Source organism: Streptomyces bullii (genome assembly GCF_042657145.1).
Classification (GTDB): Bacteria; Actinomycetota; Actinomycetes; order Streptomycetales; family Streptomycetaceae; genus Streptomyces; species Streptomyces bullii.
This window is the reverse complement of record NZ_JBHSNY010000004.1, coordinates 495,003-508,881: the sequence shown is the minus strand read 5'-3', so window position 1 is coordinate 508,881 and position 13,879 is coordinate 495,003. Positions and strand designations below refer to the sequence as shown.

General features: G+C 73.5%; 14 protein-coding genes. 10 read left to right on the top strand and 4 right to left on the bottom strand.

Features of this window, described 5'->3' with window-relative positions; all coding sequences use genetic code 11:
• Positions 1-30: 30 nt before the first annotated feature.
• The 5 genes from ACFPZJ_RS13800 to ACFPZJ_RS13780 all read left to right on the top strand — a co-directional run bounded on the left by ACFPZJ_RS13800 (position 31) and on the right by ACFPZJ_RS13780 (position 4,791).
• Entirely contained in the window at positions 31-210 is a 180-nt protein-coding gene (locus tag ACFPZJ_RS13800; protein ID WP_381021016.1) for a hypothetical protein, read from the top strand.
• Positions 211-330: 120 nt separating this feature from the next.
• Positions 331-1,065: an aminoacyl-tRNA hydrolase gene (locus ACFPZJ_RS13795; protein WP_381021310.1), complete on the top strand. Its 735-nt coding sequence runs from the start codon at positions 331-333 to the stop codon at positions 1,063-1,065.
• 174 nt (positions 1,066-1,239) lie between these two features.
• Positions 1,240-2,577, top strand: coding sequence for an MbnB/TglH/ChrH family RiPP precursor modification enzyme (locus ACFPZJ_RS13790; RefSeq protein ID WP_381021014.1), 1,338 nt, complete (start codon positions 1,240-1,242; stop codon positions 2,575-2,577).
• A 526-nt stretch (positions 2,578-3,103) separates the two neighbouring features.
• On the top strand, positions 3,104-3,892 hold the full coding sequence (locus ACFPZJ_RS13785; RefSeq protein ID WP_381021012.1) for a DUF4142 domain-containing protein: 789 nt from the start codon (positions 3,104-3,106) through the stop codon (positions 3,890-3,892).
• Between the two features lie 98 nt (positions 3,893-3,990).
• Positions 3,991-4,791: a TIGR04222 domain-containing membrane protein gene (locus tag ACFPZJ_RS13780; RefSeq protein WP_381021011.1), complete on the top strand. Its 801-nt coding sequence runs from the start codon at positions 3,991-3,993 to the stop codon at positions 4,789-4,791.
• A 26-nt stretch (positions 4,792-4,817) separates the two neighbouring features.
• On the opposite strand, the gene hemQ is transcribed toward ACFPZJ_RS13780, so the two are convergent.
• Together hemQ and hemG are read right to left on the bottom strand one after the other, a co-directional pair.
• On the bottom strand, positions 4,818-5,549 hold the full coding sequence (gene hemQ, locus ACFPZJ_RS13775; RefSeq protein WP_381021009.1) for a hydrogen peroxide-dependent heme synthase: 732 nt from the start codon (positions 5,547-5,549) through the stop codon (positions 4,818-4,820).
• A gap of 5 nt (positions 5,550-5,554) precedes the next feature.
• The gene (gene hemG, locus ACFPZJ_RS13770; protein ID WP_381021007.1) at positions 5,555-7,111 is read right to left on the bottom strand and encodes a protoporphyrinogen oxidase; all 1,557 of its coding nucleotides are present in this window, start codon (positions 7,109-7,111) and stop codon (positions 5,555-5,557) included.
• Between the two features lie 158 nt (positions 7,112-7,269).
• On the opposite strand from hemG, the gene ACFPZJ_RS13765 reads away from it, so the two are divergent.
• Positions 7,270-8,238, top strand: coding sequence for a DUF4349 domain-containing protein (locus ACFPZJ_RS13765; RefSeq protein WP_381021005.1), 969 nt, complete (start codon positions 7,270-7,272; stop codon positions 8,236-8,238).
• A 27-nt stretch (positions 8,239-8,265) separates the two neighbouring features.
• Positions 8,266-9,666 (top strand): FAD-dependent oxidoreductase, encoded by a 1,401-nt coding sequence (locus tag ACFPZJ_RS13760; RefSeq protein WP_381021003.1) that lies wholly within the window; start codon positions 8,266-8,268, stop codon positions 9,664-9,666.
• Between the two features lie 12 nt (positions 9,667-9,678).
• Here the strand turns inward: ACFPZJ_RS13760 and ACFPZJ_RS13755 are convergent, their stop codons facing one another.
• On the bottom strand, positions 9,679-10,002 hold the full coding sequence (locus ACFPZJ_RS13755; RefSeq protein WP_381021002.1) for a hypothetical protein: 324 nt from the start codon (positions 10,000-10,002) through the stop codon (positions 9,679-9,681).
• Positions 10,003-10,128: 126 nt separating this feature from the next.
• Here ACFPZJ_RS13755 and ACFPZJ_RS13750 point away from each other — a divergent pair, with 126 nt between their 5' ends.
• Entirely contained in the window at positions 10,129-10,953 is an 825-nt protein-coding gene (locus ACFPZJ_RS13750) for a rhomboid family intramembrane serine protease (protein ID WP_381021000.1), read from the top strand.
• A 19-nt stretch (positions 10,954-10,972) separates the two neighbouring features.
• On the opposite strand, the gene hemE is transcribed toward ACFPZJ_RS13750, so the two are convergent.
• Positions 10,973-12,040 carry a uroporphyrinogen decarboxylase gene (hemE, locus tag ACFPZJ_RS13745; RefSeq protein ID WP_381020999.1) on the bottom strand — a complete coding sequence of 356 codons (1,068 nt, stop codon included), beginning with the start codon at positions 12,038-12,040 and terminating at the stop codon, positions 10,973-10,975.
• Positions 12,041-12,156: 116 nt separating this feature from the next.
• Here hemE and ACFPZJ_RS13740 point away from each other — a divergent pair, with 116 nt between their 5' ends.
• Together ACFPZJ_RS13740 and ACFPZJ_RS13735 are read left to right on the top strand one after the other, a co-directional pair.
• The gene (locus ACFPZJ_RS13740) at positions 12,157-12,831 is read left to right on the top strand and encodes a DUF3000 domain-containing protein (protein ID WP_381020997.1); all 675 of its coding nucleotides are present in this window, start codon (positions 12,157-12,159) and stop codon (positions 12,829-12,831) included.
• A 270-nt stretch (positions 12,832-13,101) separates the two neighbouring features.
• On the top strand, positions 13,102-13,764 hold the full coding sequence (locus ACFPZJ_RS13735) for a response regulator transcription factor (RefSeq protein ID WP_003993737.1): 663 nt from the start codon (positions 13,102-13,104) through the stop codon (positions 13,762-13,764).
• The last annotated feature ends 115 nt before the right edge of the window (positions 13,765-13,879 follow it).

Genomic DNA, 13,879 nt, shown 5'->3' with positions numbered 1-13,879 from the left:
CGTCCGAGCCGGCCGTCCTACGCTGGACGTATGAGCGAGAACGACTACTGCCTGATCGACGCGACCAGGCCGCCCAAGGCGGACGGGCCGCCCTACGCGGAGTGCGTGCTGTGCCGGGAGCCGACGGAGTACCCGGAGTCGTACAAGGGCATCACCCTGTGCCCCGCCTGCGAGTGGCAGGAGGCCCAGCGCACGGCCTGCTCGGGGTGACCGGCGCGAGGTGAGCGGGCAGCAGGCACAGCCCCGCGCCCCAGGGTTGGCACACTGGACGTCGTGACCCACGACGAGACGCCCCCGCACGCCGGCACCTCCGTGCAGGAGACCACCTCCATGCACGACAGCGCCCCCGTGCACGACAGCCCCTTCCGGTCCGAGCCGATCGCGCGCGACGCGGTACCGCAGTTCGTGCTGCCGCTGGTCGTCCGGATCGAGAAGGCCGCGCCGCCCGCCCGTACGGACGCGCTGGAGACCGCGGCGCGCGCCGTGCTGGTGATGCTGAGCGACGAGCGGTCGGTCGGCGACGGGGAGTGGGCGCAGGCGGTGCGGGCCTGGCAGGACGCCCGGATCCGCAAGGTGGTGCGACGGGCGCGCGGCGCCGAGTGGCGGCGGGCCGAGGGTCTGCCCGGTGTCACGGTCACCGGCAAGGCCGCGGAAGTGCGGGTCTTCCCGCCCGTCCCGCTGGACGGCTGGCCCAAGGAGCTGGCCCGGCTCCAGGTCTCCGGCACCGAGCTGGACGACCCCGAGCAGCCGGTGGACGCGGACCTGTCGGCGCCCGTGCTCTGGATGAACCCGGACCTCGGCATGTCGGCCGGCAAGGCGATGGCCCAGGCCGGTCACGCCGCCCAGCTCGCCTGGTGGGAGCTGAACGACGAGGAGCGCGCCGCGTGGTGCGACGCGGGCTTTCCGCTCAGCGTGCGCACCGCCGACCCCGGCCGCTGGTCCCGGCTGACCGTCAGCGGGCTGCCGTTGGTGCGCGACGCGGGTTTCACGGAGATCGCGCCCGGCTCGTGCACGGTGGTCGCGGACCACCCGGCGCTGCGAGGCGCTCGCCCGGCGCGGCCGTAAGGGGTGGGGCCCGGCCGGCCGAAGCTCAAATGTTGCTCTGAACGTCCCTCCCGCATGGTTCGGCCGCCCCTCCCGGGGCGATGACTCCTGCACGCCGCGCCGACCTGCGCACGGCGCACCGCCCACGACGCACGACGCACGACGCGGCGGACGACGAGGTGGAGGAGGGGGACCATGGAGCGACTGGGGACGGGCATCGGATGGCGGCCGGAGATCGCGGACGCCGTGGAGCGCATGCCGGGCATCGACTGGGTCGAGGTCGTGGCCGAGAACGTCTGCCCGGGGCATCTTCCCGACTCGCTGCTGCGGCTGCGCGAGCGCGGGATGACCGTGGTGCCGCACGGCGTCGCGCTCGGGCTCGGCGGCGCGGACCGGCCCGACGAGGGCCGGCTGACCGCGCTGGCCGAGCGGGCGCAGGCGCTGGGGTCGCCGCTGGTGACGGAGCACATCGCGTTCGTCCGCGCGGGCGGGCCGGTGACCGCCTCCCCCCGGCTGGAGGCGGGGCACCTGCTGCCGGTGCCGCGTACCCGGGACGCCCTGGACGTGCTGTGCGAGAACGTGCGCATCGCGCAGGAGGCGCTGCCCGTACCGCTCGCCGTGGAGAACATCGCCGCGCTCATCGCGTGGCCGGGCGAGGAGATGACGGAGGGACAGTTCCTGTACGAGCTGGCCGACCGGACCGGGGTGCGGCTGCTCATCGACGTGGCGAACCTGCACACCAACCACGTCAACCGCGGCGAGGACCCGGCCAAGGCGCTGGCCGAACTGCCCCTGGAGGCCATCGCCTACGTCCATGTCGCGGGCGGCTTCGCACGCGACGGCGTCTGGCACGACAGCCACGCCCACCCCGTCCCCGAGCCGGTCCTCGACATCCTGACCGACCTCGCCTCCAGGGTCTCCCCGGCGGGTGTACTGCTGGAGCGGGACGAGAACTTCCCGGAGCCGAACGAACTGGTAGGGGAGTTGGGGGCGATCCGGGGAGCGTTGGAGAAGGGGGCGGTGGGGCGGGAGGCGGCGGCCGGGGGACCGACGCCCTCGGACCCCGCGCCCATGACCGAGGGCGCTGCCCGCATGCCGCGAAACCGGCCGGCCGAGGCGGCCCGGCAGCGGATCGCACTCGCGCAGGCCGCCCTGCTGTCCGCGCTGGTCGCCGGGACGCCGGTGCCGGAGGGCTTCGACCGGGTGCGGGTGGGGGTACAGGCGCGGGCGCTGGCCGCGAAGCGGGCGGACGTCGTGGCGAAGGTCGCGCCCGAACTGCCGGTGATGCTCGGGGCGTCCTACCGCGAGACCTTCCTCGCGTACGCGCAGCGGCATCCGATGACGGGCGGGTACCGGCGGGACGCGCTGGACTTCGCCGAGTGGTCACTGCGGGAGGGACGCCTGGACGACGCGCGGGTACGGCGGGACCTGCGGGAGTGGTGGCTGGAGCGGTCCGGCCCGGTGCCGCGATCCCGGCGACCGGCGGTGCGGTTGGCCCGCGCCACGCGGAAGGTATTGCTGCGTCGCGGGTGAGCCGACCGGCGGAGCCGCTCGCGGGCGCTGGCGGACAGGAAACAGCGCGCCCGGGGCGGCCTGCCCAGCGGGCCGACCACAGCGAGGGCGAGCACGGACACGGGAGACAGCGCGCACGGCACAGTGCGCGAGAGCGGACCGCCCTCGGCGGAGGCGGGCACGAACACGGGAAAAACCTGCCGGGCCCGGTGTGCCCAGCGGGCCGACCGCAGCGGGAACAGGCACGGGCATGGGAACGGCGGGGCCCGGTGGGCACCCCGCACCCCGCTCCCCCACTGACCGCCCACTCTCATCCCGTCCACCCCCGAGTGTGCGGGGATTGACACCTCAACCGCGCATGGACAGCGCGGTGTCCGGTTCAGGGGTCCATGTCGCCGTATGTCACCCGACATGCCTCCCCCTCTTCGCCCGCACTGACCCGGTTTCAACCCTGCGAGATCCTGCGGCAGTTCACTTAGACCGCGCAGTAATATGCCAATCCCGCACCCGAAGCGCACTAGCGTGCGGTGCCGCAACAGGAGGCACCATGCGACCGCGACCACCCGTCAAAGGCCGAGGCATATTCAGTGGCACCGGGCTCATCATCACCTGCCTGGCGGCGACACTCGCCGCGCTGGTCTTTCCGATCTGGTCGTACGCCGACCGCTCGGTGACGGGCCCGGACCTCCTGAACGCCCAGGCCGTCTCGACGCGTTACGGACCGCTGTCCGCGCTGGACCGGGACTTCGTCACCAAGGTCCGGCTGGCCGGGCTGTGGGAACTGCCGGCCGGGCAGCAGGCGCAGCTGAAGGGCACGACCCCGGCCGTACGGACGGCGGGACAGCACCTCGTCGACGGGCACACGTTCCTGGACGAGCGGGTGCGCGGGGTCGCCGCGCGGCTCGGGCTCGAACTGCCCAACGAGCCCAGCGACCAGCAGAAGGAGTGGCTCGGGATCCTGAACACGTCGCAGGGCGTGGACTACGACCGGCAGTTCGCCAATCTCCTGCGGCTGGCGCACGGCAGGGTCTTCTCGGTCGTCGCCCAGGTCCGCGCGAGCACCCGCAACTCGCTGGTGCGCGCCCTCGCCGACGACGCCAACACCACCGTGCTCGACCACATCAAGGTGCTGGAGGCCACCGGATACGTGGACTACGAGGCGCTGGCCCGGGAGATGGCCGCCGCGAACACTCCTCCGGCCACCCCCTCACCCGCCCCGCCGGGCCCGGTCGCCGACCCCGCTCCGGCCGTGCCGGTCACCCCCTCGCCGTCGCCGAGCTACCCGCTCCCGCCCCCCGCGTCGAGTCCGCCGCCCCGGCAGACCGAGGACTCCTGACCACCGGACCAAAACGGAACGTCACATACCGACAACACTGCGTCCGGATGGTGAACAAGGCATGGTGTTCTCACGACCGTGTCACATACAAACAACTCATGTTCTGGGTCCTTCTTCTGCTGCTGGCCTGGGCCGTCGCCGGCACGGCGTGCACGCGGCTGTGCCTGGCCGCCGTGCGCGCGGCGACCGCCGACTCCGAAGACGCGACCACGGGCCGGGGACACGAACTGACGTTGTACGAGGCCGCTTTCCTGTCCGGCGGCCCCCGGCGGGTCGCCGACGTCACGCTCGTCGCCATGGCACGCCAGCGCCGGCTGCTGCTGGCCCACACCGGCTGGGCCACGGTCGTCGATCCGCGCGGGCGGGACGAGATGGAGCGGTCGGTGATAGGGGCGATCGGACCGGAGGGACAGTCCCGTATCGCGCCGGTGCGGGCCGCCGCGGCGGCGGCGGACGCGGTGCGGGGCATCGCCGACCGGCTGGTCCGGGCGGGGCTCGCCGTGCCCGACGGGGCCCGTACGACGGTCGCGGCCACGGTCCGCCAGGTGCGGCTCGCGGCGGTCGCGGTGGTCGGACTGGGGGCGATCGCGCTGCTGCTGCCCGAACCGCCGGACGTGCCGCGCCACCTGGTCGCCCTGTGGTTCGCGCTGCCGCTCGCCCTGACGCTGAGCTGTCTCGCCATCGCCCGGATGGAGGTCCACCCGTACTCGCGCTGGGCCTCCCCCGCCGGTCAGCGGCTGCTGGGCGGGCTCGCCCGGCACGCCGACGGCGGCGACGACCGTACGTACCTCACGACCGTCGCCGTACGCGGCGTCCAGGCGGTCGGCGAACCGGACCTGCGGGCGGCCTTCGCCCACCGCGAGACGTTCCGCGACACCTTCGGCGAGGCGCACGACTGAGTCGCGCGGACCGGTTCACCCGCTGATCAGGCGAGCCCGGCGACCAGCTCGGCGATGTCCTTGCGGCGCCCCGTGAAGAACGGCACCTCCTCGCGGACGTGCCGGCGGGCCTCCGAGCCGCGCAGGTGACGCATGAGGTCGACGATGCGGTACAGCTCGTCGGCCTCGAAGGCGAGGATCCACTCGTAGTCGCCGAGGGAGAAGGAGGCGACCGTGTTGGCGCGCACGTCCGGGAATCCGCGGGCCATCTTGCCGTGGTCGGCGAGCATGCGGCGGCGGTCCTCGTCCGGCAGCAGGTACCAGTCGTAGGAGCGCACGAAGGGGTAGACGCTGACGTAGTTGCGCGGCGTCTCGTCGGCGAGGAACGCCGGGATGTGCGAGCGGTTGAACTCGGCGGGGCGGTGCAGCGCCATGTTCGACCACACGGGCGTGAGCGCACGGCCCAGCCTGGTGCGGCGGAAGAGGTTGTACGCCTCCTGGAGCTGGTCGCTGGTCTCGGCGTGCCACCAGATCATGAGGTCGGCGTCGGCACGCAGGCCGGACACGTCGTAGGTGCCGCGCACGGTCACGTCCTTGGCGGCGAGCTGGTCGAACAGCTCCTGGACCTCCTCGGCGTACCCCGCGCGGTCCTCGGGCAGCACGTCCTTCAGCCGGAAGACGGACCAGAGCGTGTAGCGGATGACCTCGTTGAGGTCCTTGGCCAGCTTGCCCTTGTTGGGGATCCGGTCGGGGGCGGTGGTGGGGGCGTCGTCACTCATGGTCCTCATTCTCCCGCTCCGCCGTGCAGACTCTGCACCGGGTGGGCGGTGAGCTGCCGCACGGCCCGCAGGTCACCGTGGATCTGGTCGACGGCGGCGTACGCGCTCGCGATGCACGCGGGGACGCCGACGCCGTCGTACACCGCGCCGCACACGGCCAGCCCCGGCAGCTCGGCGACGTGCTCGCGGACACGGGCCACGCGCGCGTGGTGACCGACGGGGTACTGGGGCAGGCCGCCGTCCCAGCGGGTGACGCGGGCCTCGACGGGTGTGGCGTCCAGGCCCGTGGCCGCCTTCAGGTCCTGGCGGGAGACCTCGACGAGCTCGGCGTCGTCGCGCCCCAGGATCTCCGTCTCGCCGTACCGCCCGACCGAGGTGCGCACGACGACCAGGCCGGGGTTCTCGTCGCCGATCCACCCCCACTTCTGGGAGGCGAAGGTGGACGCCTTGATGGTGCGCCCGTCCACGGGCGGAACCAGGAAGCCACTGCCGGCGGGCAGCCGGGTCTCGGCACGCCGGTAGGCGAGGGTGACCAGGGCCATGGAGGCGTACTCGACGGCCGCCAGCTCGGCCGCGGCGGCGGGCGCCTCGGCGCGCAGCAGCGCCGCGGCCGCGGGCGCGGGGACGGAGACGATCACGGCGTCGGCGGCCAGCAGCCGGCCCCCGGCGACGACCCGCCAGAGCGCGTGCGTCGGCCCGGCCGCGGGCTGCGACGCGGCGTGCCCCGGCTCCCCGCTCGCCGCCCCCGTACCGCCCGCCGCCGGCCCGTCGCTGCCCTGCCGCCCCGGCGGCGCCGCCCTGCGCAGGTCCGTCACCGGCGTCCCCGTGAGGATCTCGCCGCCGCGTGCCCGTACCGACTCCGCGACGGCGAGGGGAAGGGTACCGACGCCGCCCTGGATGCCCATGAACACCGGTCCGGTCTGCTGGGCGGTGGCCGCCCTGGACTGGATCTCGCGGACCGCCTCCGTCAGGGACGTGTGGGTCCGGGCCGCCTGGAAGAGCTGCGGGACGGCGGAGCGCATCGAGAGGCGGTACGCGTCACCCGCGTACACCCCGCCCAGCAGCGGCTCCACCAGCCGGTCCACGACCTCGTGGCCGAGCCGCGCGGCCACGTACTCCCCGACGGCGACGTCGTCGCCGACCTCCGTGCGGGGCAGGTCGGCGTCGCGCTCGATGCGGGCCAGGCCCTCGTCGGACAGGACACCGGCCAGGGCGGACGCGGTGCCGGGCACTCCCATGACGTGTCCCTTGGGCATCGGGCGCAGGGCGCCGCGCGTCCAGAGGGAGGCCGTCGCGGTGGCCGGGGGCTGGAGGCGGTCGGCGAGGCCCGCCTCACGGGCCAGGGCCACCGCCTCGGGGCGGCGGGCCAGCAGCGACTCGGCACCGAGATCGACGCGGGCGCCCGCGATCTCGCCGGGCAGCAGCTTGCCGCCGACCCGGTCCGAGGCCTCCATCACGGTCACCCGCGCCCCCCGCTCCAGCAGCCGGTGGGCGGCGGCCAGCCCCGCGATGCCCGCGCCGATGACGACGACGTGCCCGGCGCCCGTACGTGATCCGCTCATGGCTCCACCTTCTCAGACGCCACCGACAGTCACGTGAGGGCCGGGTGGCGCCACCGAGTCCCGACCGTGACCTCTTCGGGACCGTTCCGCGCCAACGTCCGGCGCCCCTGGGGCGTCGAAGAAGCGTCAGTCGTCACCACCCCGGGGGAGAAGCCCGCATGCGCACACGACGATCCGTACGCCCCGCCCGGGCGGTGGCCGGCATCCTGCTGGCCGCCGCTCTCGCGCTCACCGGCTGCAGCGCCGGAAGCGCCGACTCCGCCGCCGGATCCAACGCCAAGGCCGCCTCGCGGGCCGACGCCCAGGAGGGCGCCTACGGCGACGAGGGCAGGGGCGCGAAGGCGACCGGGTCACCCAAGGTCGCCGCGAGCCACATCATCCGCACCGCCTCGCTCACCGTCCAGGTCGGGGACGTCCCCAAGGCCCTGGACGACGCCCGCACGACCGCCGAGAACGCGGGAGGCTTCGTCGGCGACGAGACCACCACCCGGGACGAGGAGGGCCACGAACGCACCCGGGTCGTGCTGCGCGTACCCGTCGAGAAGTACGCCGACGTCCTCACGGACCTCCAGGGCTCCGGCCAACTCCTGGAGCGCACCGCGAAGGCGCAGGACGTCACCGACCAGGTCGTCGACGTGGAGAGCCGCATCAAGTCCCAGCGCGCCAGCGTGGCCCGGATCCGCGCGCTGATGGACGAGGCGACCAAGCTCAGCGACGTGGTGACGCTGGAGGGCGAACTCAGCTCCCGTCAGGCGGACCTGGAGGCGCTGCTGGCCCAGCAGGCGACTCTGAAGGACCGCACGAACCTCGCCACGATCACCCTCTCGCTGTCCGAGACACCGGTGGAGAAGGCCGCCCAGGACGACGAGCCGGGGTTCGTGGACGCGCTGGCGGGTGGCTGGGACGCCTTCGTGACGATGCTGCGCTGGCTCGCGGTGGCGTTCGGCGCGGTCCTGCCGTTCGCCGCGGTGGCCGCGCTGCTGGTGTTGCTGTGGCTGCGGGTCGTACGCCCCCGGCTGCCCCGCCGCGCCGAGCCGGCGCCCGCGACGGCCACGGTCGGCCCGCTGCCGACGGCCCGCCCCGCACCGCAGTCGCCGGGCGCCCGGCAGCCCGGCGAGCGGGACTGAAATGCCCGGCGCCCGTAGCGTGTTCGCATGGACATGAGCCGTACGCGGGGTGCGAGAGAACGACTGGTCGTGATCGGCGGCGACGCCGCGGGGATGTCCGCGGCGTCGCAGGCCCGCCGTCTGAAGGGGCCCGACGAGCTGGAGATCGTGGCGTTCGAACGCGGCCACTTCACCTCCTACTCGGCGTGCGGCATCCCGTACTGGGTGGGCGGCGACGTGCCCGACCGGGACCTGCTGATCGCCCGTACGCCCGAGGAGCACCGGGCGCGCGACATCGACGTGCGGCTGCGCACCGAGGTCACGGAGATCGACCCGGCCGGGCAGCGGGTACGCGCGCGTGACGTCGATTCCGGCGCGCAGTCCTGGACGTCGTACGACAAGCTCGTGATCGCGACGGGTGCGCGGCCGGTCCGGCCCGACCTGCCGGGTGTCGACGCGCCCGGCGTGCACGGCGTGCAGACGCTCGACGACGGCCAGGCGCTGCTCGACACGCTGGCACGCACGCGTGGCCGCCGGGCGGTGGTCGTCGGGGCCGGTTACATCGGCGTGGAGATGGCCGAGGCGCTCATCAACCGCGGCTACGAGGTGACGGTCGTCAACCGCGGCAAGGAGCCCATGGCGACCCTGGATCCGGACATGGGCCGCCTGGTGCACGAGGCCATGGAGGGCCTGGGCATCACCATGGTCAACGACGCCGAGGTGACCAAGCTGCCGACCGGTGACGACGGCCGGGTGCGGGCGGTGGCCACCGAGGACGCCGAGTTCCCGGCGGACGTCGTCGTGCTCGGCATCGGCGTCCGCCCCGAGACGGCCCTCGCCAGGGCGGCGGGCCTGCCCCTGGGCGTCCACGGCGGGCTGCTGACGGACCGGTCGATGCGGGTGCGCGGGCACGAGGACATCTGGGCCGGCGGCGACTGCGTCGAGGTCCTCGACCTGGTCTCCGGCCAGGAGCGGCACATCGCGCTCGGCACGCACGCCAACAAGCACGGCCAGGTCATCGGCACCAACGTCGGCGGCGGCTACGCCACCTTCCCGGGCGTGGTGGGCACGGCGGTCAGCAAGGTCTGCGACCTGGAGATCGCCCGTACCGGCCTGCGCGAGAAGGACGCGCGGCGCGTCGGCCTGCGCTTCGTGACGGCCACCGTCGAGTCGACCAGCCGTGCGGGCTACTACCCGGACGCCTCCCCCATGACGGTGAAGATGCTCGCCGAGCACCGCACGGGCCGGCTGCTCGGCGTGCAGATCGTCGGCAGGGAGGGCGCGGGCAAGCGCGTCGACATCGCGGCGGTCGCCCTCACGGCCGGCATGACGGTGGAGCAGATGACGGCCCTGGACCTGGGCTACGCCCCGCCGTTCTCGCCGGTGTGGGACCCGGTGCTGGTGGCGGCCCGCAAGGCGGTCGCCAAGGTCCGCGAGGGCGCCCGGTGAGGGTACGGCCGACTACGCCGTCCCGTTGATCCGCTCGATCGCCTGCCGCGCCTGCTCGGCCGGAGGCCGCGACGGCAGGGACGACACGGAGGCGCTGGCGGGCATCGCGGCCGGCTGCTCCCCCGCCGGTTTCGCGTGCGCGGCGGTGGCCCTGGGGGACCGCAGCCGATGGCTCACCGCCTCGTCCAGCGTCACCGGCCGCTGCATCTGGGCGGCCAGCCGCCCGGCCTCCTGGCCGAGCCGGGCGACGTCCTCCCAGGGCAGACGCACCACCAGGGTGAGTTCGGCCTCCCCGTCGGGCGTGGCGTGCATGGGAGGGGTGATTCGGTCGTTCATCGCCTGGTTCCTCACGTCGTCCCCGCGACCCGCCTTCCCCGTGCCGCGGACGGTTGCCGAGACATACGGACGCCCGGACGGCCGCGTTCACCGATTCGCCGATCGCATCCCGGGCACCTGTCTGATGTGGTCATCCCCGTTCATGACGTGAACCCGGTGCGCAGCACCCCCTGGGTGACGTACGCCCTGATCGCCGCGAACGTCGTCGTGTTCCTGTACACGCCCGGCATCGCCGGTTCCGTGGCGGGCGAGGGCAGTCTGACGCAGTTGTGCCACCTGCAGGCGTTCCTGGACCAGTACGCGGTGGTGCCCCGCGAGTTGATCCACCATCAGATGCCGCGGCTGGTCCCCACGGGCGACATAGCGGTTGGCCCGCAGGGGCCGGGCTGTGTGGTCGGCCCCCCGGGCTACGACAAGTCCCCCGAGCTGAGCGTCCTGACGGCGATGTTCCTGCACGGCAGCTGGCTGCACCTGCTGGGCAACATGCTCTTCCTGTGGATCTTCGGCAACAACATCGAGGACCGCATGGGCCACCTGCGCTTCGCCCTGTTCTACGCCGCCTGCGGCTACGCGGCGTCGTACGGCTTCGCTCTTCTGAACGCCACCTCGGGCGACCCGCTGATCGGCGCCTCCGGGGCGATCGCCGGTGTGCTGGGCGCCTATCTGGTGCTGTATCCGAAGGCCCGGGTCTGGGTCCTCGTACCGTTCCTGATCTTCCTGCCGCTGCGGCTGCCGGCCTGGATCGTGCTGGGGTTCTGGTTCGGCCTCCAGGCGGTGTACTCCTCCGGCGAGGGCGTCTCCGACGCCGGGACCGTGGCGTACGCGGCGCACATCGTCGGTTTCCTCGCCGGGATGCTGATCGCCTGGCCGCTGCGGCCCGGCACACCGCCGCCGCCGGAGCCGCGCGGCCTGCTGTTCGGCAGGCAGGCGCGGCCCCGCCAGACCTGGTGAGCCGCTGGGGCCCGAGGCCCTAGCGGGCGGTTTGCGTGTGGACGTAGTCCACGAGCCGCGTCAGCGCGTCCGGGGCGGTGGCCGGCAGGACGCCGTGGCCGAGGTTGAAGACGTGGCCCTCCAGGCCCGCCGCCGCGTCCAGCACCTCCTGGGTCCTCGCCTCGACGGCCTCCCGGGTGGAGAACAGGACGGTCGGGTCGAGGTTGCCCTGAAGCGCCCTGCCGGGGCCGACGCGGCGGGCGGCCTCGTCCAGCGGGACGCGCCAGTCGACGCCTACGACGTCCGCCCCGGCCTCGCCCATGAGCTTGAGCAGCTCGCCGGTGCCGACGCCGAAGTGGATGCGGGGCACGCCGTATCCGGCGACCGCCTGGAAGACCTTCGCCGACGCGGGCATCACCGAGCGGCGGTAGTCGGCCGGGGCGAGCGCGCCGACCCAGGAGTCGAACAGCTGGACCGCTGAGGCGCCCGCCTCGATCTGGACCTTCAGGAAGGCGGCCGTGATGTCGGCGAGGCGGTCCAGCAGGTCGGCCCACAGCTCCGGGTCGCCGTACATCATCGCCTTGGCGTTCTCGTACGTGCGGGACGGACCGCCCTCGACGAGGTAGCTCGCGAGGGTGAACGGCGCGCCGGCGAAGCCGATGAGCGGGGTGGGGCCGAGTTCGCGGGTGAGCAGGCCGATGGCCTCCGTGACGTACGAGACGTCCTCGGGGGTCAGGTCGCGCAGCCGCGCGAGGTCGGCGCGGGTACGGACGGGGCGCTCGACGACCGGGCCGACGCCGGGCTTGATGTCGAGGTCGATGCCGATCGCCTTGAGCGGGACGACGATGTCGCTGAAGTAGATCGCCGCGTCCACGTTGTGGCGGCGCACCGGCTGGAGCGTGATCTCGCAGACCAGCTCGGGCCGCATGCAGGACTCCAGCATCGGAATGCCCTCGCGTACCTTGCGGTACTCCGGCAGTGAGCGCCCGGCCTGCCGCATGAACCAGACCGGCGTGTGCGGCACGGGCTCGCGCCTGCACGCCTTCAGGAAGGCACTGTCGTACGTCGCGGTCGGCTGCTGGCCCGTGGGGCTTCCGTTGGCACTCACGACGGCAAGTCTCGCACGGCGGACCGGACGGCTCGGCCCGGGTACGGGGTGCCGCACCGGGTCGCACCGGGTGTCTTGCCCTGCGCGAGACCCCCGTTCCCCTTAATCTTCCCCGCATGGCTGCGGCTCAGGGACGACTGTCGGACGGCGCTGGCGGAATGGACGAACCCAAGGACACCGAGGACGACCTCCGGCAGGGGGATACCACCCCGCTGCCCTTCCGGGCGGCCGTCGACGCGCTCAGGGCGGCGCGGCTGCGGCCCCAGATCGAGGTGGAGCCGACGCGCCCGCCGCAGCGGCTCGCCCCGCACGCGTACGCGCTGGAGGCCGCGGTCGTCGACGGCGAGCAGGACCTGGCCGACGGCCGGCTGGTGCTGCTGTACGACCCGGCCGGGCACGAGGCCTGGCGGGGGACGTTCCGGCTGGTGACGCTGGTGCGTGCCGAGCTGGAGCCGGAGATGGCCGCGGACCCGCTGCTGCCCGAGGTGTGCTGGTCCTGGCTGACGGGCGCGCTCCAGGCGCGCGGACTGACCTACGGCGAGCCGAGCGGGACCGTCACGCGCGCCAGCTCGCACTACTTCGGCGGGCTGTCCGCGCGTCCGGCCGCCTCGCAGATCGAGATCCGGGCCTCCTGGACGCCCCGCGAGGGCCTAGGCGGGGTCCCGGACACGGCCGCGCACCTGGCGTCCTGGTGCGATCTGCTCGCCCAGGTCGCGGGGCTGCCGCCGGCCGGGCCGGGGGACGCCTCGGTGGTGACGCTGCCGCAGCGCAGGGGACCGCAGTCGCGTTGAGCGGTCCCCTGGGGTCCCTCACGGCCGCGATCGAAACCGTCACTTTGTCGATACGGCCACTTTCGACCGCGTATCGACACGGACCGAAACCGTTCGATCTTCGAATGATCGACAGTGTGTCCGAATTGCTCGGATTGTTACTCACCAGATCGTGATCATTCCCTAAAGGACACCGGGTTCGGTGCCGAAGACGACTGTGACCTTGAAAGCACGGTTCGTCCCGGCTTCACCCCCCACGAGCCGGCCCCGTCCCGCACCCCAGGAGGCCTGGTGTCCGTTCTCCTCGAGCAGCCCGCAAGCCTGGTCGCCTACCGCCCGAACAAGCCGACCGCCATGGTGGTCGTGGCCGACCCGCGCGTCCGCTCCACCGTCACCCGCCACCTGTGGGCGCTCGGTGTGCGCGATGTCATCGAGGCCTCGTCCATCGCGGAGGCTCGTCCCCGCATCGGCAACCCCCGCGACATCTGCGTCGCCGACGTCCACCTGCCGGATGGCTCCGGCCTCACCCTGCTGTCCGAGACCCGCGCCGCGGGCTGGCCCAACGGGCTCGCCCTCTCCGCCGCCGACGACATCGGCGCCGTGCGCAACGCCCTCGCGGGCGGTGTGAAGGGCTACGTCGTCACCGGCACCCGCACCAACGTCGGGCTCCCCACCCGGCCCGGTGCCGCCCCCATCGGCGCCGCCGCCGCGCGCCTGCACCGCCGCCCCCCGGGTGCTCCGAGCCACCCGGGCGGCTACCGCGAGCTGTCCGGCCGCGAGGTGGAGGTGCTGCGGCTGGTCGCCGAGGGGCAGTCGAACAAGGCGATCGGCGTCTCGATGGGCCTGTCCGCACTGACCGTCAAGAGCCACCTCGCCCGCATCGCCCGCAAGCTCGGCACGGGCGACCGTGCCGGGATGGTCGCGGTCGCCCTGCGGACCGGCATCATCCACTGACTCCGCCCTGAGCCCCTGCCCTGAACCCTCTGATCCCCTGAACCCTCTGCCCCCTCAACCTTCTGATCCCCTGAACCCTGATTCCCCTGATCCGCTGATCGCCTGCTCTCCCCGA